The following is a 22,313-nucleotide window of genomic DNA, read 5'->3' on the forward strand; positions in this document are numbered from 1 at the left end:
CTGGGATCACATGAGGCCGCCATAGCTGGGAGCGATGGGCCTGGCGATGATCGCGCCGTGCCTGGCGACAACTTGTCCTGCAGTGGCTAAAGTTCTTGGGCGAGCCCGATGAGCAGGCCCTCGGGACCGCGGATATAGCAAAGCCGATAGGCGTCCTTATACTGGACCACTTCGCCGACCAACTGCGCGCCGCGTTTGCGGAGCCGCTCAACCGTCTCGTCGACGTCGTCGACCGCGAACATGATGCGGAGGTAGCCAAGCGCATTGACCGGGGCAGTGCGGTGATCGGCGACGACCGGTGGCGCGAGGAAACGGGAAAGCTCGAGCCTGCTGTGGCCATCCGGCGTGCGCATCATGGCAATTTCGACATGCTGATCGCCGAGCCCGGTGACACGCCCGGCCCATTCCCCGTCGATCGTCGCCCGCCCTTCGAGCTCAAGGCCAAGTTCGCGGAAGAAATCGACCGTCTCTTCGAGGTCTTCGACGACGATGCCTATGTTGTCCATTCGCTTGAGCGCCATGTTTCCAATCTCCACGGTCTACGGGGACGTCGCTCCAAACAACACCGAACGCCTGGGGAGGGTTCCGAACCGCGTCTCAGAGAATGCCGATCCGCCGGAGAATCCACCAGGCAAAGCCCATGGAGAGTGCGATGAACAACGCCGCATAGAGCGTGCCGGTGCCGTCGGCGAAGGGCAGCGCCCCGGTGTTCATGCCGAAGAAGCCGGTGACGAGCGTCGGCGGCAGGAGGAAGGCGGTCATCAGCGACAGGATGTAAAGATGCCGATTGGTCTCCGACGAGATCTTGCTGTCGATCTCTTCATGCAGCAGACGCGCGCGTTCCTGCAGCGCGAAGACGTCGCGGTCGACCGCTTCGAGCCGGTCGGAAAGCCGCTCGGCGGCGTCGATGAACCCGGGCGGTACCTCGTCCTCATCCGATGCGCCCGCCCGCCTGAGCAAGGCGAGGATCGTGCGAAGGTGCCGATGCAGCCGCACCACCGTGCGCCGCAGCGGCGCAAGCCCCGGCTGCTGCCGATGCCCGGCCTCGCCATAAACATGGTCCTCGATGACGTTCAGATCCTCGGTCAGTTCCAGAACCAGCGAGATCAGCGTGCGCTGGAATTCGACGACGATCATCTCGAAGAGGTCGATCGGCCGTGCGCATTTCGTGCTCTTTTCCACCGCTGCCTTGACGCGGTCGATGCTGCGCAAAGGATGCAGGCGGGTGGTGATGATGATGCGGTCGCTCACGGCGAAATGCAGCCAGCCGATCGTCTTCGTCACCGCGTCGAAGGTGCGCTCGAAATCGACGAGCGTGCCGTGCACGATATCGTCCGAAACGGTGATGGCCGCCTGGGTGTCGTGGCTCGTCAGCGTGGCGACTGCGAGCGGCGGCAGGTTGCCGATCCGCTCGATGACCGCAGGCGTTCGCGCGTCCGAGAGCGCGAGGTGAACCCACACCCATCCTTCCCCGGATAGCAGGCTGTCGATCGAGGCGTCGGTGGCGATCCGCTGGCAGCGGCTTTCGCCCGGCAGGAAACGATAGGCCCAGACGATGCCGGGTATTTCAGGGGAAATCAGGTTCATCTGAACGCCTTGTCCAGGGTCCGCTGCCTGTTCCGATCCATCGTTGGCAACGGGAGGGAGGAACATGCAGCCATTCAAAGTGCTAAAGTGACAGTCGCGCGTCCTGCGACGACGCGCGGCACTGTCTGTCTTGGCTTCTATGCGCCGTTGATGACAGTTTTGTTACGGGCGGCCGTAGCCCGATGTTCGGGAAGCCGACGGCAATTGACGTTGACGTTTACGTAAAAATCAATAGTGTTCGGCGCACGAGGCCGCGCCCGGCGCGACCTGGCTATCTGGGAGGATCATCATGTACAAGGCACCCGTCGACGAGATCGCATTCACGCTGAAGCACGTGGCAGGCATGGGCGATGCGCTGCAATCGGGCGCGCTGGGTGATCTCGGTGAAGACCTGGTCGATGCCATCCTTTCGGAGGCCGGTCGGTTCGCGACGGAAGAGGTGGCGCCGCTTGGCGACATCGGCGACAAGCAGGGGTCGCGCCTCGTCGAAGGCAAGGTCGAGACCCCAGACGGTTGGCGCGATCTCTACCACAACTGGATCGCCGGCGGCTGGAACGGGCTGACGGCCCCGGAAGACTTCGGCGGCCAGAACCTGCCGCATATGCTGCACGTCGCCGCCATGGAAATGTGGAACGCCGGCTCCATGGCCTTCGCGCTTGGCCCGACGCTCACCATGGGCGCTGTCGAGGCGCTGGAAAAGCACGGTTCCGATGAACTCAAGGCCACCTACCTGCCGAAGATGGTCTCCGGCGAATGGACCGGCACGATGAACTTGACCGAGCCGCATGCCGGCTCCGACCTCGGTGGGCTCAAGGCCCGCGCTGAGCGCCGCGACGACGGCACTTACCGCATCTTCGGCCAGAAGATCTTCATCACCTGGGGCGAACACGATTTCACCGACAACATCGTCCATCTGGTGCTGGCGCGCCTTCCGGACGCGCCGGCCGGCACCCGCGGCATCTCGCTGTTCCTCGTGCCGAAATTCCTGGTCAACGCGGACGGTTCGCTCGGCGAGCGCAACGATCTCTTCTGCCAGTCGCTCGAACACAAGCTCGGCATCCATGGATCGCCGACCTGCACGATGATCTATGGCGACGGCAAGTTCGGCGCTGAAAAGGGCGCTATCGGCTATCTGATCGGCGAGGAGAACCGCGGCCTCGCCTGCATGTTCACGATGATGAACAACGCCCGCCTGGCCGTCGGCATGCAGGGTGTGGCCATTGCCGACGCCGCGACGCAGAAGGCGATCGCCTTTGCCAAGGAACGCACCCAGGGCAAGGCGCCTGGCTGGACGGGGCAGGGCATGAGCCCGATCATCGAGCACCCGGATGTTGCCCGCATGCTCCTGACGATGAAGGCGCTGACGCAGGGCTCGCGCGCGATTTCCTACGCCTGCGCCCACGCCGTCGACATGGGGCATGCAGCCGAAGGCGAAAAGGCGAAGTTCTGGCAGGAACGCTCCAGCCTGCTGACGCCGATCGCCAAGTCCTTCTCGACCGACGCCGGCGTCGATGTCGCCTCGATGGGTATCCAGGTGCATGGCGGCATGGGCTTTATCGAGGAAACGGGTGCTGCCCGCTATCTGCGCGACGCCCGCATCGCGCCGATCTACGAGGGTACCAACGGCATCCAGGCGATCGACCTCGTCACCCGCAAGCTGCCGCTTTCCGATGGCGGCCACGTGCGTGGCTTCATTGCCGAGTTGCGCGAGATCGCCGCGGCAGTTCGTGCCTCGAACCGCGACGGGTTTGGCGAGACGGCTGCACGCCTCGATGCGGCGCTGGACGATCTTTCGGCCGCGACCGAGTGGCTGATTGCGGCGGTTGCCGGCGGCAAGCTCACAGAAGCACTCGCCGGCGCCACCGCCTACCAGCGGCTCTTCGGCCTGGCGCTGACCGGCGCCTATCTCGCAAAGGGTGGTCTGGCGGAAGTCAGCGATGGCAAGGACGATCAGCGCATTGCGCTCTGCCGCTTCACCGCCGAAAACCTGCTGGCCGAGACTGCCGCGCTGAAAGACCGTGTCGTCAACGGTGCCGACAGCCTCGCCGTCGCTCGCGCTGTTCTGGCCTGAAAGGACCCATCATGACCGACCACGTGCTCATCGAACGGCCGGAAGCCCACCCCGGCGTCCAGGTGATCCGCTTCAACCGGCCGGAAAAGAAAAACGCCATCACGCGCGACATGTACGCGAAGATGACCAATGCGCTGACGGTCGCTTCTACCGATCCGGCCGTGCGCGCCACCGCCTTTCTCGGCACCGATGGTTGCTTCTCCGCCGGCAACGACATGGCCGACTTCCTCGCCTTCGCGATGGGCGGTTCCATGGGCATGGAGGTGATCGAGTTCCTGAAGGTGCTCGCGACCGCAACGAAGCCTGTCGTCTCGGGCGTCGACGGTCTCGCGATCGGCATCGGCACGACGATCCATCTGCATTGCGACCTGACGATTGCGTCCGAGCGCTCGGTCTTCAAGACGCCCTTCGTCGACCTGGCGCTGGTGCCGGAAGCGGCCTCCAGCCTGATCGCGCCGCGCATCATGGGTCACCAGCGGGCCTTCGCGCTGCTTGCCGCCGGCGAACCGCTCACCGCAGGCGAGGCCGTGGACGCGGGACTGATCTGGAAGATTGTCGGCGCGGACGCGGTCGAGCGCGAAACCCTGGCGCTTGCCGGCCGGCTCGCCAAGAAGCCGCCGGAGGCGCTTCGCATCGCTCGCGATCTCGTCCGTGGCGACCGCAGCGACGTGCTGGCGCGTATCGACGAAGAGGCGAAGCACTTCGCCGCGCAATTGAAGAGTACCGAGGCGCGGGCCGCCTTCGAGGCGTTCATGCGCCGCTAAACCAGTTTGGATTTGTGATGGGTGAGACGGGTGCCGCTGTGCACCCGTTTTGCATTCGGGGGCAGGCTCTTACCCGTCCCGCGGTAAAGATCCCGTTGCCGCCGCCATCGCGAACTTGAATAGATCAATTTTAATTTGTTCTTAAATACCGGTCGCTAGCGTCCTGCGCGATAGGCCTATCCCTATTTTGGGATGGCCCCAGCCGCATGAAGCAGGGCTGGCCCCGCCTTCGGGCATGTTCAACGTTTTCCCGTCAGCCTCTGCGCGCCGTCTTAGCGGACGGACGAGGGATGCTGCGCGAAAATCATCAAGAGCTCATGTCCGGCGGTCGCCGCCGGCACCCATTGGGAGCCCACCTTGTCCAAGCGATCGAACCTCATGACGCGCATTCTCGTTGCCGCGTCCTGTGTCGTCGTCGGCGCTTTCGCCGGCTTTTCCGTTTACATCGACAGCCTGCAGCGCGACACGACCACCAAGGCCGTCGAGGAGAACATTGCCTCCTCCGGCACCCAGGCCGCGCAGAGCGTCGCCAAGTGGCTGAACGGCCGCGTCACGCTGACGGCGATGGTGGCTGATGCCACCGGCAACGTCGCGGATGACGGTGGGGTCCAGCCGATCCTGAAGAACGACGTTCTCACCAGCGAATTCATGTCGACCTATGTTGGCAACGAAAGCGGCAAGTTCATCACCTGGCCCGACAATCCGATGCCGGCAGGCTATGATCCGCGTCAGCGCCCCTGGTACCAGCAGGCCGTCAAGGCTGACGCTCGCGTGCTGACCGAACCCTATGTCGACGCGTCCAGCGGCGCGCTGATCATCAGCGCCGCCGTTCCGGTCAAGCGCGACGGCAAGCTCTATGGCGTTGCCGCCAGCGACTTCTCGCTCGATACCCTGGTGACGATGATCAAGGGCGTCGATGTCGGCGGTGAAGGCTTTGCCTTCCTCGCCAGCAAGGACGGCCAGATCCTGGTTCATCCCGATGCCAAGCTGGTCACCAAGTCGCTCGCCGATGCCTTCCCGATCGACACACCGGCAATCGGCTCCGGTATCATGAACACCGAGCTCGACGGCAAGCCGATGCTGGTGAGCTTCGTTCCGGTCCAAGGCCTGCCCTCAGTCGAATGGTATGTCGGCTTCGTCATCGACGCCGACGCCGCCTATTCGGCGATCGATCAGTTCCGCATTGCCGCGACCATCGCCACGATCCTTGCGGTCGGCGTGATGCTCGTCTTCCTCGCGACCTTCCTCAACCGCCTCGTCATCCGCCCGGTTACGGACATGACCAGCGCGATGGAGAAGCTCGCGTCGGGTAACCACAACGTCGAGATCCCCGGCGAAGAGCGGACCGACCAGATCGGCTCGATGGCCGCCGCCGTCGCCGTCTTCAAGGCCAATGCAGTCGAGCGCGCCCGCCTCGAAAGCGAAGCGGATGCGAACCGTTCGCTGTCGGAACGCGAGCGACTGGAACGCGAAGCGCAGAAGGCGCGCGATGCTGCCGAAGTGCAGCAGGCCGTCGATGGTCTGGCAACCGGTCTCGGCCGTCTTGCTGACGGCGATCTGGCCTATCGCATAGACAATCCCTTTGCCGATCGTCTCGATCGCCTGCGCGCCGACTTCAACAACTCGGTCGCCAAGCTGCACGACACGCTCTGCGCCGTCGGTGCCAATGCCCGCGGCATTGATGCCGGCGCGACGGAAATCCGCTCGGCCGCCGACGATCTCGCCCGCCGCACCGAGCAGCAGGCAGCCTCGGTCGAAGAGACCGCCGCAGCGCTTGAAGAGATCACCACGACGGTCAAGGACTCCGCCCGCCGGGCTGAAGAGGTCGGCGCGCTGGTCGCCCGCACTCGTGCCGGCGCTGAGAAGTCCGGCGAAGTCGTTGCCAACGCCGTAGATGCGATGCATGCGATCGAGAAGTCCTCGGGCGAGATCTCCAACATCATCGGCGTCATCGACGACATCGCCTTCCAGACCAACTTGCTCGCACTGAATGCCGGCGTCGAGGCGGCCCGTGCCGGTGAAGCCGGCAAGGGTTTTGCCGTCGTCGCGCAGGAAGTGCGTGAACTCGCCCAGCGCTCGGCCAATGCGGCCAAGGAGATCAAGGCACTGATCACCACCTCCGGCAACCAGGTCCGCAACGGCGTGACCTTGGTCGGCGACACCGGCAAGGCACTGGAGACGATCGTCGCCGAAGTCCAGGAGATCAACAAGCACGTGAGCGCGATCGTGACCGCGACGCGCGAGCAGTCGACGGGCCTCCAGGAGATCAACACGGCGGTCAACACCATGGATCAGGGCACGCAACAGAACGCGGCCATGGTCGAGGAACAGACGGCGGCAAGCCATGGTTTGGCGTCGGAAGCAGCCTCGCTCAACGCACTGCTGGCCCAGTTTAACCTCGGCGATACGCAGAGCGTATACGCGGCAGCGACCAGCCACCGCCGCCGGGCAGCCTAGTCCTCGCCGACATTTGAGAAGCAAAAGGCCCGGGAGACCGGGCCTTTTCTTTGCGCAGTGCATCAGGATTCTCGCTTTTCACTGCAGGATCGCGAGTCATCCCCTTGTTTCTTAAGCTTTGATAAAGCGCTCGCGCATACCGTTTCTTCGCCGCGAAATGACTTCGCCCGCACGTCGCCTCCAGCATTCATCATCGCGATGTGCCCCAGACACCTGTCCCAATGCTCAGCGTGCCCGTCACGCAATCGATGATTTGGCCGCGCACGACCGCAACGGCGGAGGCGCGAGGGGAGACATACGGTGATCCTAAAGACTGCAACGGCAAGAAACATGTTCGCCATCGTGATGACCGGCCTGTTGACCTCCATGGTCACCGCCGCCGTCGTCTTCTGGCTCTCCTATCAGCAATTGCGCGAGCGCAGCATCGCCGAAATGACCAATGCCGCATCCGCAAGCGCGCGCAGCGTCGAGACGAAGTTTGCCGAGGCAAAGACGCTCGCAAACAACATCCGCTCCGCGCTCTATGCGGTAAAGGGCACCGGCGAGCCGTCGCGCGCCGAAATCGAAACCCTGATGAAACGCTGGATCGTCGACAATCCGCTTGCCGTCGGCATGAGCACCGGCTGGGAGCCGAACGCCTTCGACGGCAAGGACGCCGAATTCGTCGGCAAGCCCGGCCATGACGCGACCGGCCGCTTCGTTCCCTATATCGCCCGCTCCGGCGACAAGGTGATCCACGAGGCGCTGGCCGATTATGACAAGCCGGGTCCCGGCGACTACTACCAGATCCCGAAGAAGACCGGCCTCGACATGGTCACCGAGCCTTATGTCTACCCGATCAACGGCAAGGACGTGCTGATGACCTCGATCATGGTGCCGCTGAAGAAGGACGGCGCCTTCATCGGTGTGGTCGGCGTCGACATGGCGCTCGGCGAACTCTCGACCGAACTCGCCAAACTGAAGCCCTTCGGCACCGGTTTCGTCTCATTGCTCAGCAAAGATGGCAGCATCATCAGCCATCCGGATGCCAAGGTCCTCGGCAAGGTGCTGAAAGACACGCCGCTCGCGGGTGAGGGGTGGGGTGACCTCCTGAGCCACACCGGCCAGGCCTTCGCGCTGAAGCACACGGATGGCAGCGGGCATCTGGCCGTCGCCGTACCGGTCAACCTGCTGCCCGACACCGAATGGTACGTCGTGGTCTCGGTGCCCGAAGCCACGGTCTTTGCCGGCCTTTCGCATCTCGCGATGATTTCGATCGCCGTCATTGCCGTTGCCGCCGCGATCATGATCATCGTCGGTTGGACACTGGCGAGCCGCTTCCGCAAGCGCGTCGCCAATGTCATCGGCGTCACCGGCCAGATCGCCGCTGGCGAGACCGACGTCGACCTGTCCGAGGCCGAGCGCAAGGATGAGATCGGCGATCTCGCCCGGTCGCTGCGTGTCCTGCGTGATGCGACGATCGCCAAGATGCAGCTCGAAAGCGAGGCGGATGCGAACCGCTCGCTATCGGAACGCGAACGTCTGGAACGCGAAGCGCAGAAGGCGCGCAATGCGGCCGAAATCCAGCAGGCTGTAAACGGTCTCGCGACGGGCCTTGGCCGTCTTGCTGACGGCGATCTCGCCTACCGCATCGACAACCCCTTCGCCGATCGCCTCGACAGTCTCAGAGCCGACTTCAACAATTCGGTCGCCAAGCTGCACGACACGCTCTGCGCTGTCGGTGCCAATGCCCGCGGCATCGACGCCGGCGCGACCGAGATCCGCTCGGCCGCCGACGATCTCGCCCGCCGCACGGAGCAGCAGGCAGCCTCGGTCGAGGAGACCGCCGCAGCGCTTGAAGAGATCACTACGACGGTCAAGGACTCCGCCCGCCGGGCTGAAGAGGTCGGCGCGCTGGTCGCCCGCACCCGTGCCGGCGCTGAGAAGTCCGGCGAAGTCGTTGCCAACGCCGTAGACGCGATGCATGCGATCGAGAAGTCCTCGGGCGAGATCTCCAATATCATCGGCGTCATCGACGATATCGCCTTCCAGACCAACTTGCTCGCGCTGAATGCCGGCGTCGAGGCGGCCCGTGCCGGTGAAGCCGGCAAGGGTTTTGCCGTTGTTGCTCAGGAAGTGCGTGAACTCGCCCAGCGCTCGGCACAGGCCGCCAAGGAGATCAAGGCGCTGATCACCACCTCGGGAAACCAGGTCCGCAACGGCGTGACCTTGGTCGGCGATACCGGCAAGGCACTGGAGACGATCGTTGCCGAAGTTCATGAGATCAACAAGCATGTGAGCGCGATCGTGACCGCGACGCGCGAGCAGTCGACGGGCCTCCAGGAGATCAACACGGCGGTCAACACCATGGATCAGGGCACGCAACAGAACGCGGCCATGGTCGAGGAACAGACGGCGGCAAGCCATGGTTTGGCGTCGGAAGCAGCCTCGCTCAATGCGCTGCTCGCCCAGTTCAACCTCGGAGAAGGGCAGGGCTCTTACGCAGGTGGGGGTGGACACCGCCGCCGCGCGGCGTGACGACGGACCGCCGTCCGCGGCTCACGCTAAGACGAGTGCAAAAACAAGAGGATAGCACGCAAGCGTGAATCAGTCTGGCAGACGCTTCAAGTCGAACGATAACGAAGGCCCGGGAAACCGGGCCTTTCTCATTTCTCCAGCGTGACCACCGCCTCGACATGGGCCGACCAGAGGAACTGGTCGATCGGCGTCACCGAGGTGATGCGGTACCCGGCGGCAACGAGGATCGAGAGGTCGCGCGCAAGCGTCACTGGATTGCAGGAGACGGCGACGACCTTCTTGACGCCGGAGCGGGCGATCTCGTGACACTGCACGTCCGCGCCGGCGCGTGGCGGATCGAAGACGACCGCGTCGAAGACCTTCAGTTCCTGCGCCATGAGCGGGCGGCGGAAGAGATCACGCTTCTCGATGGTGACGGGCTTGAGCCCCTGCGTGTTGCGAGCCGCCAGATCAAGCGCCTTCAGCGCCTTGTCTTCGCCTTCGACCGCATGCACCCGCGCCTTGCGGGCGATGCGCAGCGCAAACGTGCCGCAGCCGGCAAAGAGGTCGGCGACGCGCTTGGACTTGCCGAGATGGTCGAGCACCAGCTTCGCCATTGCCTCTTCGGCCTGCGCTGTCGCCTGGGTGAAGCTGCCGGGCGGTGGCGAGACGGAAACACCGCCGAAATCGATGACAGGCTTCACCGGCTCGACAATGATCTCGCCATTGAGGCTGACGCGGGCGATACCGCGCTCACCGAGCACGGCTTCGACCGTGCGGCGGCGCTCGCGGTCGTCGAGCTTCTTGATGCCATCGACCGAGAGGTCGAGGCCGGAGAGCGTTTCGAGCACGGTGATGCGGAACGGCTCGGCATTGACGGCCATGGCCGCGCCGACTTTGGCAATGGTGGCGAGCTTCGAGACGATACCCGGGCTCGCGATCGGACATTCCGAGATCGCGACGATATGGTGGCTTTCCGCCTGGTTGAAGCCGAGAAGCAGATCCTTCTCGGTCTTGCGGGCGGTGAAGACCGCGCGGCGGCGCTGGCCGGGCTCGGCGGTGATGAGCGGCGCCACCTCGGGTGTGAGCCCTTTCGACTTCAGGGCGGCGATCACCAGATCGCGCTTGAAGCCGTGGTAGAGCGTGTCGGAGGCATGTTGCATCGTGCAGCCGCCGCAGGTGCCGTTGATGCCGTCCGGCCCGAAGTGCCGACAGTGCGGTTCGACGCGCTCGGGTGAGGCTTCTCTCACCGACATCAGCGTGCCGTGCGATTTGTTGACGGCGAGCGCGACGCTTTCGCCGGGCAGGGTGAAGGGTGCATAGATCGGCCCGTCAGGACCTTCTGCAATGCCGTCGCCCTGAGCGCCCAGCCGCTTGATGGTGACGGCTTCAATGGTCATGGCTTCTTGCCTGCCAGCAGGTATTCGACATTGCCGTCGCCGCCGGCAATCGGGGAGGGGATGAGGCCGAGGCTTTGCCAGCCCATGTCCTCGACGAGCCAGCGCTCGAGTTCGGCGGCGACATCAGGCGCACTGTCGGGATCCTTGAGCAGGCCCGCCTTGCTGATGGCGTCGCGGCCCGCCTCGAACTGAGGCTTCACCAGCAGGATACAGTGCGAACCGGGAAGCGCCATGTCGAGTGCCGGCGGCAGCGCGAGCTTGAGCGAGATGAACGAGACGTCCGAGACGACGAAGGTGACTTCGCGGTCGTCGATGTCCTCCTCGGTCATCGCGCGTGCATTGAGGCCCTCAATGCTGGTGACGCGTTCGTCACCTTCGATGCGCGGATGGATCTGGCCATGGCCGACATCGATCGCAACCACGTGCTCGGCGCCGCGCTTCAACAGCACTTCGGTAAAGCCGCCAGTCGAGGCGCCGATATCGAGACAGCTTTGGCCTGCGGGGTCGAGCCCGAAATGATCGAGTGCCGCGACCAGCTTCAGCGCGGCGCGCGAGACATAGTCCTGCGCCGGGTCATCGATGGTGATCGTCACGCTCTCGGCAAACATCGACGCTGCCTTGGTGACCGTGCGGCCATCGACCTTGACGGTCCCGCGCTGGATTGCGTCACGGGCACGCGCGCGGCTTGCGACCAGCCCCGAGTTCAGCAGCAGCTGATCGAGGCGGACCCGGTTCTTGTGTTCTTCGTTCTGGCGATCTTCTGACATGTGTTTCTCATGGCGACTTGCCGTCGCAATGGCAAGCCCCCTGTGCTCGCAGCCATCGAGCCCTTCCTGCAATTCCGTCCGGAAAAGCAAAAACCCCGGGGACGAGCCGGGGTTTTTGCTTGAAGTCGCACGGAAGCCTCAGCCGGCAGCGCCGATGCCGATATCCTGCTTTTGGCCGAGTGCCTTGAAGACGGTCGAGACGATGCCGGCGCGGTCGAGGCCCGCGGCGGCATACATGGCCTCGGGCTTGGCCTGTTCCATCCAGACGTCGGGCATGACCATCGGGCGAACCTTGAGGCCGCCGTCGAGCAGGCCGTCCTCGGCGAGGAACTGCAGCACGTGGCTGGCAAAGCCGCCGACGGCACCTTCCTCGATGGTGATCAGCACCTCGTGGTTGCGGGCAAGCTCGCGGATGAGGTCATGGTCCAGCGGCTTGGCAAAGCGCGCATCTGCGACCGTGGTCGAAAGACCGGCGGCGTCGAGGTCTTCGGCGGCCAGCAGACAGTCGGCAAGGCGCGTGCCGAAGGAAAGCAACGCCACCTTGGAGCCCTCCTTGACGATACGGCCCTTGCCGATCTCGAGGATCTGGCCCCGCTCCGGCATCTCGACGCCAACGCCTTCGCCGCGCGGATAACGGAACGAGATCGGGCCGGCGTCATAGGCAGCAGCCGTGCGCACCATGTGCTTCAGTTCCGCCTCGTCGGCAGCCGCCATCACCACGAAGCCGGGGAGGGTGGCGAGATAGGTCGTGTCGAACGAGCCCGCATGCGTCGGACCGTCGGCGCCGACGAAACCGGCGCGGTCGATCGGGAAGCGCACCGGTAGGCCCTGGATCGCCACGTCGTGGACCACCTGGTCGTAGCCGCGCTGCAGGAAGGTCGAATAAAGCGCTGCGAACGGCTTGTAGCCTTCGGCGGCAAGGCCGGCGGCAAAGGTTACGGCGTGCTGCTCGGCAATGCCGACATCGAAGCAGCGCGACGGATGGACCTTGGCGAACTTGTCGAGCCCGGTGCCGGACGGCATGGCGGCGGTGACGGCGACGATCTTGTCGTCGAAGCCGGCTTCCTGCGTCAGCGCATCGGCGAAAACAGAGGTATAGGCGGGCGCGTTCGGCTTCGCCTTCGCCTGGGCGCCGGTGATGACGTCGAACTTGTTGACGCCGTGGTACTTGTCGGCGGCAGCTTCCGCCGGCGGATAGCCCTTGCCCTTCTGCGTCACCACATGGATCAGCACCGGACCCTTGGCGTTGTCGCGCACGTTGCGCAGCACCGGCAGCAGATGGTCGAACGAATGCCCGTCGATCGGGCCGATATGGTAGAAGCCCATCTCTTCGAAGAGCGTACCGCCGGTTACGTAGCCGCGGGCATGCTCGACCGCGCGGGTGATCGCGCGATCGACGGTCTTGCCGAGATACGCGGTCAGTTTCTTGCCGACTTCGCGGATGCCCATATAGGTGCGGCCGGAGGCAAGGCGCGCGAGATAGGCGCTCATCGCGCCGGTCGGCGGCGCGATCGACATGTCGTTGTCGTTGAGGATGACGATCAACCGCGCGTCGAGCGCGCCGGCATTGTTCAGCGCCTCATAGGCCATGCCGGCCGAAAGCGCACCGTCGCCGATGACGGCGATGACATTGCGGTTCTTGCCGTCGAGATCGGCTGCGACCGCCATGCCGAGGCCGGCGGAAATCGAGGTCGAGGAGTGCGCGGCGCCGAAGGGGTCGTATTCGCTCTCGGCGCGGCGGGTGAAGCCCGAGAGGCCGCCCTCCTGACGGAGCGTGCGGATACGATCGCGGCGGCCGGTGAGGATCTTGTGCGGATAGCACTGGTGGCCGACGTCGAAGATCAGCCGGTCATGCGGCGTGTTGAACACCTTGTGGATGGCGATCGTCAGTTCGACGACGCCGAGGCCCGCGCCAAGATGCCCGCCGGTGCGCGACACTGCGTCGATCATTTCTGCCCGGACTTCTCCGGCAAGCTGCGGCAGATCCTTGTCGTCGACCTTCTTCAGATCGTCGGGATAGGTCACCTTGTCGAGCAAGGGAGTAGCCGGCATCGGATTGGTTGGCAGTTGTGTCACGCTGCATGCCTCATGCGCGCCCCAAAGGTCGGGCGCGCGATAGTTGGTGGGTACCGTCGAAGCGGCTCTTTAGACGCAATCGTTGCTGAATGCAAAATTAGGCGTTCCTGCGTCGTCAACCAAGAGACTAGCGCATGATTCTGTGAATCGAAATCGATTCAAGCGCCATGAGGCAATGTTGCGCGGTTTTCTGCACCCATCCTGTGCCACTTTAGGTCGCGGTCAGCCCTCGGGCAGCGGAACGAATTCCTCTTCGTCTCCGGGTACGATGTCGAAGCGTCCGCTGCGCCACTCTTCCTTGGCTTTCTCGATGCGCTCCTTCGAAGAAGAAACGAAATTCCACCAGATGTGGCGGGACGACCCGAGCGCAGCACCCCCGAAAAGCATCACGTGACAACCCTGCGGTCCGGCCGTGACCGTGATCTCGTCGCCGGCGCGGAAGACGAGCAGTTGGTTGTCTGCAAAATGATCACCGGCAATGATCGCCTCGCCGGAGAGGATATAGAGCGCGCGCTCTTCCCATTGCGCCGCGAAGGGGGCGCTCTTGCCGGGTGCAATGTTGAGATCGACATAGATCGTGTCGGTGAAGACCGAGACCGGCGACTTCGCGCCCTCGAAGTTGCCGATCACCACCCGCGCCTTGATGCCGTCGTCGCTCATATGCGGCAGCATGCGCTCTTCGGTATGGCTGAAGATCGGGTCGATTTCTTCCTTGTGATCGGGCAGCGCCAGCCAGGTCTGCAGGCCCGAGATCGAACGGTCGTGGCCGCGCTGGTTCTCCGGCGAGCGCTCTGAATGCACGATGCCGCGGCCGGCCGTCATCAGGTTCACGTCGCCGGGACGGATGACCATCTCGGTGCCGAGGCTGTCGCGGTGCTTGATCTCGCCGTCGAAGAGATAGGTGACGGTCGAAAGGCCGATATGCGGGTGCGGGCGCACGTCGATCGCCTCGCCGGCGCGAAGCAATGCCGGGCCCATGCGATCGAAGAAGATGAAGGGGCCGACCAGGCGGCGCTTGGCCGTCGGCAAAGCGCGACGAACCTGCAGCCCGCCGATGTCGCTGGTGCGCGGAACGATCAGATGTTCGATGGCGTCGCAGGCGGGCTTGTCGCCGGCGAGCGGGTCGGGGCCTGGAAAGAAAGACATGGCGCGTGCTCCCGTTTTTGCTGTCGCTTCAAGTCCTAACGCCTATGACATCAGGCTGGTAGGGGCGAAGCAAGGACGCAGTGTTTCCGCGCGACGATCAATCCGATCTTGGCAATTCCGGGAAAAGCGTGAAGCGGATTTCCGCCCGGAATTGCGATGAACGATCAGTCGGCGTCGAGCGGCTCCACGCCCTGCGGTCTGCCGGCGCGGTCGAGGCGAATCTTTTCGATGCGGTCCTCGGCGGCCTTCAACAGCGCCTCGCAATGCTTCTTCAGCGCTTCGCCGCGCTCGTAGATCTCGATCGACTTGTCGAGGGCGACATCGCCGCGCTCCAGCGCCGAAACGATCCGCTCCAGTTCCTCGACGGCCTGCTCGAAGGAGAGGGCGGAAACGTCCGGTTGCGTAGTGGTGTTCATGTCTACCCTCTCATCAGTCTCAAGATGTGCAGGCCGGCCGATTCGGCCAGGCCCTGAAGGTCATAGCCGCCTTCGAGCAGGCTGACCATGCGGTTGCCGGCGCTGCGATCGGCGATCTCGTGCAGACGCCCGGTCGCCCAGTCGAAATCCTCGGCGACGAGATTGATCTGCGCCAGCGGATCGCGGTGATGCGCGTCGAAGCCGGCGGAGATCAGGATGAAGTCCGGCCGGAAATTGGTGAGTGCTGAAAGCACGCGGCTGCGGAACGCCTCGCGGAAATGTTCACTGCCCATGTTCGGCGACAGCGGCGCGTTGACGACATTGCCCTTGATGCCCGTCTCGTCCTTGGCGCCGGTGCCGGGATAGAGCGGCATCTGGTGCGTCGAGCAGAAGAGCACCGAGGGGTCGTCCCAGAAGATGTCCTGCGTGCCGTTGCCGTGGTGCACGTCCCAGTCGACGATCGCGACCCGCTCTGCGCCGTGGACCTTCTGGGCATAGCGGGCGGCGATCGCCACCGTGTTGAAAAGACAGAACCCCATCGCCTTGTTCTTTTCGGCGTGGTGTCCTGGTGGCCGCGCCGCGACGAAGGCGTTGTCGGTCTCGCCGGTAAAGACGGCGTCCACCGCTGCAGTCGCTCCGCCGATCCCGGTTAGCGCCGCGTCGAGGCTCAAGGGGCTGGCATAGGTGTCGGCTTCGAAATGGTTGAGGCCTTCCTCCGGAATGGCGCGCCTGACGGCAGCGAGATGCTCTTCCGGATGTGCGAGCAGGACGAGATCCTCACTCGCCTTCTTCGCCTCGATCCGCTTGAGATCGGAGAAGTTCGGATGTTCGAGCGCAAGGTTCAGCGCCTTCAGCCGGTCCGGCCGCTCAGGATGCCCTTCCGGAACCTCGTGTTCCAGAAAGACCGGATTTTCATAGAGGAACGTGGTCATGCCCGGAACCTAGTGCGCCCACCCTGCAAGGTCCATGGCGAGCCGGTCGAAAGGCGCAATTTTCAACAGCGCGGATCGATGAGCAGCTTGCCGTCGCGGCTCGGATCCGCCTGATGCGCGAGCGCCGCGTCGAGCCTGCTCAGCGGATAGATTTCGGCGACGCGGCTGGAAAAGAGACCCGATCGCAAACCTTCGAAACTCTTGGCAAAGGCCGCTTCGATCCCGGGTCGCCCGGCCGAATGCACCCAGGTCCGCAGCCACAGGAAGGAGAAGCGGATGTCCGGCCGCGCCTGGATCGCCGCCTGCTGCACCGGAACGCCGCTGAGCGCCCCATACTGGATGAAGGCGCCGCCCGGTTCGAGCGTGCGCAGAATAAGATCGCCGGCAAACGGACCGCCAACGGCGTCGATGATTGCGTCGAAGCGAAGCTGCGGCACGCGCCCCTCGTCGCCAAACACGATGTGGCCGGGGACCTCGGTTGCCAGCCGCTCGGCGCTGCGCGCGCTGCGGACGATCCCGGTGGCATCCGCACCTTCGCCGGCCAGCAGCTTCATCAGCATGCCGCCGATCGCCGACCCTGCCGCGGTGACGCCGATACGGCGGCCACCGAGCGGGCCGAAATGTTGGCGCAGCGCCTCGACCAGTTGCAGCGCCGTCAGCGGATTGACGTAGCAGGTGGCAGCATCGGTCTCGCCGATATCGTCGGGCAGGGCGAAACACCATTCGGCCGGCCGGATCAGATATTCCTGCCAGAGACCGCTGGCACCGATAGGCACCACGCGATCGCCGGGTTTCAGCCACGCCACGCCAGGGCCGACGCGCGTCACCGTGCCGAAGCCTTCGAAGCCCGGCACGAAGGGCAGCGTGGTGCGGGCGCTATAGGCGCCAGTCACCGGGATGAGATCGGACGGGTTGATTGCGGCAATCGACAGCGCAACCTCGACTTCGCCCGCCGCAGGCGCCACGCGCCCGGCGTCGACCATCGCAATCACTTGCCGGGGATCACCGAACTGGCTAACGAGGGTGGAGCGCATCGTCAGGGAGCCTCGCATGGACGGCAGGGAGCTGGAGAACGTCACGGAAATCCGGATTCCGTTTCGCGATATAGACATGCACGGCCACATGCACAATGCCGCCTATTATGCCCATGCCGAGGCCGCGCTTTCCAGCCTCTGGCGTCACCGTCCGCATGTGGTGAACGAGCCGAGCTATCTCGTGCGCCGCTCGGCCTGCGTCTATCACCGTGGTCTGCGCTACGACGAACCGGCCCGTCTTACCGTCAACGTGGCGAAGGTCGGCGGCAGCTCGATCAGTTTTGTCGTCAAGGTCGAAGCACGCGGCCAACTCGCTGCCGAAGTCGAGGTCGTCTGGGTCGCGGTCGATCCGCAGCGACACACGCCGCTGCCACTGCCGACGGCGACGCGCGAATGGCTGGCGGCCTACTCGGTCTAGCCAAAGCAATTCCAGGAAAAGCGCGAAGCCGTCACAATAGACGACGCTCCAGCTTTCATGGTGTTTTTGGCCCGTCCAGGCAAAAGGCGCCACCCCCTCTGCCCGGCAGGGCAGAGGGGGTATCTATCTCGTTACCAGACCAGTGTCGCGTACTATGCGAAGCGGTTTTCCGTCCGAAATTGCGCCGCCTAAACCGCGCGAAACAGGGTGACGATGCCCATGCCGCCGCCGACGCCCATCATCGCCAGTCCTTCCGTGCCTTTCGGCGATGCCAGCATCTGCGAGAAAAGCCGGACGGTGAGGATCGCCCCCGAGGCGCCATAGGGATGGCCGAGTGCGATGGCGCCGCCGTCGAGATTGACCCTTTCCGCGGCGATATCGAGTTGGTCGAGGCTGCCGAGCACCTGCGAGGCGAAGGCCTCGTTGAATTCGATGAAATCGACCTTTGCCGGATCGAGCGCGGATTGCCGTGCCTTCAGCTTCTGCATTGCCGGGACCGGGCCAAGCCCGAGCAGATTGGGATCGACGCCCGCGGTCGCCGCATCGACGAATTCGAGTGCGAAGGAGACGCCAAGTCGTTGGGCCTCGGCAAGGCTCGTCACCAGCACCACCGCCGCGCCGTCGTTGATCGGGCAGGCATTGCCGGCCGTTACCGTCCCGCCCTCGACGAAGACCGGCTTCAGCCGTTGCAGCGTCTCCAGCGAAGCATTGGCACGAGGGCACTCATCGCGCGACACAGAGCCTGCCGCCGTTTCGACCGGCACGATTTCGCGGGCGAAGCGGCCGGCAACGGCAGCCTCGACCGCGCGACGGTGGCTTTGAAGCGCAAAGGCGTCCTGACGCTCACGGGAGATCTTGCAGGCGGTCGCGACGTTTTCGGCGGCGACGCCCATATCCGGATCACCGGTCTCGTCTGGTGCCATGCGGGCGCGCTTGACCGGCGCGAGTTCGCCGCGGCGCTCCAGCGGCGGTCTCAGGCGGATATGCGCACGGCTGGCGCTCTCGGTGCCGCCGGCCAGATAGAAACGGCCGGCGCCCGCCTGGATCATCCGTGCGGCAAGGGTGATCGCCTCCAGCCCGGAACCGCATTGGCGGTCGACGGTGACACCCGGCGTCGAGACCGGCAGGCCGGCTTCGAGGGCGGCGAGCCGGGCGAGATTGCCGGCGCTGTTGGCGGCGTTGCCGAGAAGAACGTCGTCGATCTCGCTCGCCTTTACACCGGTATCGCGGAGAATACGGGCGATCAGCGGTGCCGCCAGCTGCGACGGTTCGATATCGCGAAGCGTGCCGTTGACGCGGCCGATCGGTGTGCGGAGAGCGGCGATAATGACAGGTATGCGTGCCCGGTCAGTCGATGAGTTCGAGAGCATCGTTTCCATCCGCGATCCATTGTCTGAGCGTGCCCGCCGCCACCTTGCCCGACTGCGTCATCGGCATATTCAGGCAGAGCCAGATGCGGCGCGGATGCTTATAGCGCGGCAGGTGGGCGGCGAGATGACGCTCAAGCGCTTCTCGATCAAACATACCGCCTTCCGGCTCGATGACGGCGACGAGTTCGCTGCCGAGATCCGGGTGGTCGAGCCCGAGGACGAGAGCGGCGTGCACGCCGGGATCTGCGGTCAGCGCGGCTTCCACTTCCTGCGGGTAGATGTTGTTGCCGCCCGAAAGCACCATGCCGCCGGACCGGCCGAGGAGGTGCAGGGTGCCGCACTCATCGAGGAAGCCGAGATCGCCGACCGTCGCCAGCGACCCGAGACGACGGAAGCCGGCACCATCGGTGGTGCCGACATACCCGTCGGATATGAGGGCGCTGTCGACGAAGATCGTGCCCGTCTCACCGGTTGGCATTTCGCCCCCCCTGTCGTCGCGAATGCTGAGCGCAACACCCGGGAAGGCACGGCCGACGGCGGTGGCCGAAGCGGTGTCGCCGTTGGTAGCAACACTGATGAAGCCCAGTTCCGAGGCGCCGTAATATTCGATGATATCGGCTTGAGGAAACGCGAGTGCCGCGCTGTCGCGATCGTTTTCGGTCAGCTTGGCGCCGGCGACGGTGATCTGGGCGACGGATGTTTGCGACCGGCCGGCGGCTGCAGCGCAGAGCCGCCGCAGCATCGTCGGCACCAGCGCCAGTCGCTTGACCTCTTTCGCCTCGACGATGGACATCGCCCGGGAGGCCTCGAAATGCGCGGCCCCGATGAATTCGGCGCCGGCGACAAGGGTTTCGGCAAGCGCATAAAGTGTCAGCCCGTGCGCGAGCGGACCGGGCGCAAAGGTGCGGGTGGCGCGGTCGATGCCGAAGAAGGCTTCGCCCGTGGCCAAGCTCCTGCGCCACGAACCGCGATCGCGGATGATCGCTTTCGGCGTTCCTGTTGTGCCCGAGGTGAAGACGATCAGGAATGGTTCCGTGTCGTCGCCGATTGCGAGCGGCTTTCGCTCGTTGCCGTCGGTCTCGCGAAAGGTTCGCGTTTTGCCGCTTGCGGGCGCATGGAGCGAGAGGTTGGCGCCATCGGCCCTGACAATGAGATCGGGCGACAAGCGATCGTGCATCGTCTGGCGCGTCGCCTCCGGCAGATGCGGATCGATCAGCGCGACGCAGTTGCCGCTGCTGGTGGCGGCAAGGCAGGCAGCGGCGAAGAGCGGATGATTGCCCGTCTCCAGTGCGATCAGGCGAGAGCGGTCGCCGAGCACGCTGCGGCGTTCGGCAACCAAATCTCCGAAACGTTCGGCAAGTGCGCCGGCGATGCGTGCGAGGTCACCAAAAGTGAAAACCCGGCCCTCGATTTGGAAGGCCGGGGCATGCGGATGGTCTTGCGCGTGGCGATGGATCGCGGCGGCAAACGGCATCGGCTCAGGCGCGGGCCGGCAACAGCGGATAGCCGGCGTAGACCGCGCGTGCGGCAAGCGTCGCGATCGCAGCCTTCAGCAGGTCGCCCGGAATGAAGGCGAGCGAGCCGGCTGCAACGGTCATGAGCGGGGTGCCGGTGACGGCGGAAACCCAGGGCATGCCGATCGCATAGAGCACGACGATGCCGCCGAGGACGGAGGCGAGGAAGAAGCCGATGAACTGGCGCGTTTCGGCCTGGCCTTCGCGCACGGTGCGCTCGGCGATCAGGCCGGTGACGAAGGTGGCAACGACCCAGCCGATGATGAAGCCGCCCGACGGGCCGGCAAAGACCGCAAGGCCGCCGCGGCCGCCCGAAAGCACCGGCAGGCCGATGGCGACCAGCAGCAGGAACAGCAGGAAGGCGAGCGCGCCGCGCCTGGCGCCGAGAATGCAGCCGGCGAGCATGACGCCCATGGATTGCGCAGTGATCGGGACCGGAATGAAGCCGAGCGTGATCGGCGGAATGAAGCCGAGCACGACGACGATCGCGGCGAAGAGGGCGATGAGCACGAGATCTCTGGTATTCATGTAGTTCCGCTTCCCTGTTTTTTAGAATTCGCGAATTTATTGACGGCGAAATCCGCGCGCGTCAATCGCGGCAGCAATCGTGTCGGCATCTTTCAGCGTCAGGATGATCAGCGGCCCTATGATCGTCAACGGCCGGACGGGCAGTCCGCGGGCGCGATGGGCTTCGCGGATTGCCTGATAGCGCGCAAAGATATCCGGGACGAAGCGCAGTACGAGCCCGAGCGCCAGGCTGACATCGGCCGCCTTCAGCCAGCCCAGCCGTTCCAGCGGGCTCAAGAGGATGGTGATCTCGTCCATGAAGGCGCTGATCGTCGTCGTCGCCGTGACGGCGGCTGCAAACAGAACCAGCGCCATCAGCCGCAAGGTTAACGTGGCGACCTCGGCAACGGACAGGTAAAAGAGATTGACGGCCGCCAGAAAGAAGATCGTCAGGAAGACGAAGCCGACGCGCTTCAGCGCCTCCTTGGGCGTGAGGCCGGCGGAGAGATAAAGTGCGGCGGCCACGATGAAGGCGATCGCCTGAACCGCGAGCGAAGCGCTCAAAAAAAGTCCGACGCTCGACGCCACGAGTGCCATCAGCTTCACCCTGACCGGAAGCCGATGGAGCAAGCTGTTACCCTCGATGTGCAGGCTCGTCAGCATCCGGCGATCTCGTGATAGCGGCGGATCGCGTCTTGCGGGTTGCCGTCGAAAGCAAGGCAGCCCTCGTGGAAGAGCAATAGCCGTTCGACATTCTCGACGAGCCCGAGATCATGGGTGATCACCACCGTATCCTCCGGCAGGTCGTCGATCGCCGCGGCGACACGGCGGCGGTTCTTGAGGTCAAGCTGGTTCGTCGGCTCGTCGAGGATCAGGATCTTCGGATCGGTAACGACGACGCTCGCCATGGCGACGAGCTGCGTTTCTCCGCCCGAAAGCTCATGCACGCGCCGCCTTGCCAGGTGTTCGATACCGAAGCGCGAAAGTGCTGCCTGCATGCGGCGGTCGACTTCTTCGCGCGAAAGCCCGCGGTTTTTCAGCCCGAAGGCGATGTCCTCGGCGACGATCGGCATGATCAGCTGGTTGTGCGGGTTCTGGAAGATGAAGCCGGCCTCGGAAAGCACGGCGCGGTCGTCTTTGATCGTATCGAGCCCGTTGACCGTAACGCCGCCGGAGGAAGGCTTCACCAGACCGTTGATCAGCCGGGCGAAGGTTGTCTTGCCGGAACCGTTGAGGCCGATGATGCCGATGCGTTTTTCGTTGAGCGTGAGCGTCAAGGGGTGCAAAGCCACCCGCTCGCCGAAGCGGACCGCGCAATCGGTAAAGCGGATGTCCATTCCGTTCCTCGCTGTCTCCGG

19 protein-coding genes are annotated in these 22,313 nt (G+C 64.5%); 5 read left to right on the plus strand and 14 right to left on the minus strand.

The features are described from left to right. Window positions 1-86: 86 nt before the first annotated feature. Both IB279_RS04455 and IB279_RS04460 read right to left on the minus strand, forming a co-directional pair. Window positions 87-521: a VOC family protein gene (locus IB279_RS04455; protein WP_113187032.1), complete on the minus strand. Its 435-nt coding sequence runs from the start codon at window positions 519-521 to the stop codon at window positions 87-89. Between the two features lie 76 nt (window positions 522-597). Then, window positions 598-1,587 carry a transporter gene (locus tag IB279_RS04460; protein ID WP_113187033.1) on the minus strand — a complete coding sequence of 330 codons (990 nt, stop codon included), beginning with the start codon at window positions 1,585-1,587 and terminating at the stop codon, window positions 598-600. Window positions 1,588-1,876: 289 nt separating this feature from the next. On the opposite strand from IB279_RS04460, the gene IB279_RS04465 reads away from it, so the two are divergent. From IB279_RS04465 to IB279_RS04480, 4 genes are all read left to right on the plus strand, one after another. Then, window positions 1,877-3,658, plus strand: a complete 1,782-nt coding sequence (locus tag IB279_RS04465) for an acyl-CoA dehydrogenase (RefSeq protein WP_113187034.1) — start codon at window positions 1,877-1,879, stop codon at window positions 3,656-3,658. A gap of 11 nt (window positions 3,659-3,669) precedes the next feature. Further along, window positions 3,670-4,422, plus strand: a complete 753-nt coding sequence (locus IB279_RS04470) for a crotonase/enoyl-CoA hydratase family protein (protein WP_113187035.1) — start codon at window positions 3,670-3,672, stop codon at window positions 4,420-4,422. 378 nt (window positions 4,423-4,800) lie between these two features. Beyond that, on the plus strand, window positions 4,801-6,879 hold the full coding sequence (gene mcpU, locus IB279_RS04475; RefSeq protein ID WP_246801872.1) for a methyl-accepting chemotaxis protein McpU: 2,079 nt from the start codon (window positions 4,801-4,803) through the stop codon (window positions 6,877-6,879). Between the two features lie 330 nt (window positions 6,880-7,209). Further along, on the plus strand, window positions 7,210-9,396 hold the full coding sequence (locus IB279_RS04480; protein ID WP_246801852.1) for a methyl-accepting chemotaxis protein: 2,187 nt from the start codon (window positions 7,210-7,212) through the stop codon (window positions 9,394-9,396). Window positions 9,397-9,524: 128 nt separating this feature from the next. Here the strand turns inward: IB279_RS04480 and IB279_RS04485 are convergent, their stop codons facing one another. From IB279_RS04485 to IB279_RS04515, 7 genes are all read right to left on the minus strand, one after another. After that, on the minus strand, window positions 9,525-10,775 hold the full coding sequence (locus IB279_RS04485) for a class I SAM-dependent RNA methyltransferase (protein ID WP_113187037.1): 1,251 nt from the start codon (window positions 10,773-10,775) through the stop codon (window positions 9,525-9,527). Next, window positions 10,772-11,542 (minus strand): TlyA family RNA methyltransferase, encoded by a 771-nt coding sequence (locus IB279_RS04490; protein ID WP_060584131.1) that lies wholly within the window; start codon window positions 11,540-11,542, stop codon window positions 10,772-10,774. Before IB279_RS04490 ends, IB279_RS04485 begins: the two co-directional genes overlap by 4 nt. A gap of 138 nt (window positions 11,543-11,680) precedes the next feature. Continuing rightward, entirely contained in the window at window positions 11,681-13,594 is a 1,914-nt protein-coding gene (gene dxs, locus IB279_RS04495; protein WP_034801149.1) for a 1-deoxy-D-xylulose-5-phosphate synthase, read from the minus strand. A gap of 246 nt (window positions 13,595-13,840) precedes the next feature. Continuing rightward, the gene (locus IB279_RS04500; protein WP_060516327.1) at window positions 13,841-14,764 is read right to left on the minus strand and encodes a pirin family protein; all 924 of its coding nucleotides are present in this window, start codon (window positions 14,762-14,764) and stop codon (window positions 13,841-13,843) included. Window positions 14,765-14,928: 164 nt separating this feature from the next. Beyond that, on the minus strand, window positions 14,929-15,180 hold the full coding sequence (locus IB279_RS04505) for an exodeoxyribonuclease VII small subunit (RefSeq protein ID WP_034801154.1): 252 nt from the start codon (window positions 15,178-15,180) through the stop codon (window positions 14,929-14,931). Window positions 15,181-15,182: 2 nt separating this feature from the next. Continuing rightward, entirely contained in the window at window positions 15,183-16,112 is a 930-nt protein-coding gene (locus tag IB279_RS04510) for a histone deacetylase family protein (protein WP_060516323.1), read from the minus strand. 62 nt (window positions 16,113-16,174) lie between these two features. Continuing rightward, window positions 16,175-17,146 carry a zinc-dependent alcohol dehydrogenase family protein gene (locus IB279_RS04515; protein WP_113187087.1) on the minus strand — a complete coding sequence of 324 codons (972 nt, stop codon included), beginning with the start codon at window positions 17,144-17,146 and terminating at the stop codon, window positions 16,175-16,177. Window positions 17,147-17,162: 16 nt separating this feature from the next. Here IB279_RS04515 and IB279_RS04520 point away from each other — a divergent pair, with 16 nt between their 5' ends. Further along, window positions 17,163-17,564: a thioesterase family protein gene (locus tag IB279_RS04520; RefSeq protein WP_034801160.1), complete on the plus strand. Its 402-nt coding sequence runs from the start codon at window positions 17,163-17,165 to the stop codon at window positions 17,562-17,564. 188 nt (window positions 17,565-17,752) lie between these two features. Here the strand turns inward: IB279_RS04520 and IB279_RS04525 are convergent, their stop codons facing one another. From IB279_RS04525 to IB279_RS04545, 5 genes are read right to left on the minus strand one after another with little or no spacing between them, the layout of a single operon-like run. After that, a complete protein-coding gene (locus IB279_RS04525) occupies window positions 17,753-18,934 on the minus strand; it encodes a thiolase family protein (RefSeq protein ID WP_192339161.1) in 1,182 nt (393 codons plus the stop codon). Next, complete coding sequence (locus IB279_RS04530) at window positions 18,912-20,408, minus strand: class I adenylate-forming enzyme family protein (RefSeq protein WP_110818492.1); 1,497 nt, start codon at window positions 20,406-20,408, stop codon at window positions 18,912-18,914. The genes IB279_RS04525 and IB279_RS04530 overlap by 23 nt, the downstream gene beginning before the upstream one ends. A gap of 4 nt (window positions 20,409-20,412) precedes the next feature. Then, complete coding sequence (locus IB279_RS04535) at window positions 20,413-20,976, minus strand: biotin transporter BioY (RefSeq protein ID WP_060584143.1); 564 nt, start codon at window positions 20,974-20,976, stop codon at window positions 20,413-20,415. A 36-nt stretch (window positions 20,977-21,012) separates the two neighbouring features. Beyond that, window positions 21,013-21,618: an energy-coupling factor transporter transmembrane protein EcfT gene (locus IB279_RS04540; RefSeq protein WP_110818491.1), complete on the minus strand. Its 606-nt coding sequence runs from the start codon at window positions 21,616-21,618 to the stop codon at window positions 21,013-21,015. Further along, a complete protein-coding gene (locus IB279_RS04545) occupies window positions 21,612-22,292 on the minus strand; it encodes an energy-coupling factor ABC transporter ATP-binding protein (protein WP_090294781.1) in 681 nt (226 codons plus the stop codon). The genes IB279_RS04540 and IB279_RS04545 overlap by 7 nt, the downstream gene beginning before the upstream one ends. Between the last annotated feature and the right edge of the window lie 21 nt (window positions 22,293-22,313).

This window comes from Ensifer sp. ENS06, assembly GCF_014852205.1.
GTDB lineage: Bacteria > Pseudomonadota > Alphaproteobacteria > Rhizobiales > Rhizobiaceae > Ensifer > Ensifer adhaerens.

Excerpts from the sequence above, each read along its gene's own strand:
- IB279_RS04455 (WP_113187032.1), bottom strand. The coding sequence starts at position 521 with ATGGCGCTCAAGCGAATGGACAACATAGGCATCGTCGTCGAAGACCTC.
- IB279_RS04460 (WP_113187033.1), bottom strand. The coding sequence starts at position 1,587 with ATGAACCTGATTTCCCCTGAAATACCCGGCATCGTCTGGGCCTATCGT.
- IB279_RS04465 (WP_113187034.1), top strand. The coding sequence starts at position 1,877 with ATGTACAAGGCACCCGTCGACGAGATCGCATTCACGCTGAAGCACGTG.
- IB279_RS04470 (WP_113187035.1), top strand. The coding sequence starts at position 3,670 with ATGACCGACCACGTGCTCATCGAACGGCCGGAAGCCCACCCCGGCGTC.
- mcpU (WP_246801872.1), top strand. The coding sequence starts at position 4,801 with ATGACGCGCATTCTCGTTGCCGCGTCCTGTGTCGTCGTCGGCGCTTTC.
- IB279_RS04480 (WP_246801852.1), top strand. The coding sequence starts at position 7,210 with ATGTTCGCCATCGTGATGACCGGCCTGTTGACCTCCATGGTCACCGCC.
- IB279_RS04485 (WP_113187037.1), bottom strand. The coding sequence starts at position 10,775 with ATGACCATTGAAGCCGTCACCATCAAGCGGCTGGGCGCTCAGGGCGAC.
- IB279_RS04490 (WP_060584131.1), bottom strand. The coding sequence starts at position 11,542 with ATGTCAGAAGATCGCCAGAACGAAGAACACAAGAACCGGGTCCGCCTC.
- dxs (WP_034801149.1), bottom strand. The coding sequence starts at position 13,594 with ATGCCGGCTACTCCCTTGCTCGACAAGGTGACCTATCCCGACGATCTG.
- IB279_RS04500 (WP_060516327.1), bottom strand. The coding sequence starts at position 14,764 with ATGTCTTTCTTTCCAGGCCCCGACCCGCTCGCCGGCGACAAGCCCGCC.
- IB279_RS04505 (WP_034801154.1), bottom strand. The coding sequence starts at position 15,180 with ATGAACACCACTACGCAACCGGACGTTTCCGCCCTCTCCTTCGAGCAG.
- IB279_RS04510 (WP_060516323.1), bottom strand. The coding sequence starts at position 16,112 with ATGACCACGTTCCTCTATGAAAATCCGGTCTTTCTGGAACACGAGGTT.
- IB279_RS04515 (WP_113187087.1), bottom strand. The coding sequence starts at position 17,146 with ATGCGCTCCACCCTCGTTAGCCAGTTCGGTGATCCCCGGCAAGTGATT.
- IB279_RS04520 (WP_034801160.1), top strand. The coding sequence starts at position 17,163 with ATGGACGGCAGGGAGCTGGAGAACGTCACGGAAATCCGGATTCCGTTT.
- IB279_RS04525 (WP_192339161.1), bottom strand. The coding sequence starts at position 18,934 with ATGCTCTCGAACTCATCGACTGACCGGGCACGCATACCTGTCATTATC.
- IB279_RS04530 (WP_110818492.1), bottom strand. The coding sequence starts at position 20,408 with ATGCCGTTTGCCGCCGCGATCCATCGCCACGCGCAAGACCATCCGCAT.
- IB279_RS04535 (WP_060584143.1), bottom strand. The coding sequence starts at position 20,976 with ATGAATACCAGAGATCTCGTGCTCATCGCCCTCTTCGCCGCGATCGTC.
- IB279_RS04540 (WP_110818491.1), bottom strand. The coding sequence starts at position 21,618 with ATGCTGACGAGCCTGCACATCGAGGGTAACAGCTTGCTCCATCGGCTT.
- IB279_RS04545 (WP_090294781.1), bottom strand. The coding sequence starts at position 22,292 with ATGGACATCCGCTTTACCGATTGCGCGGTCCGCTTCGGCGAGCGGGTG.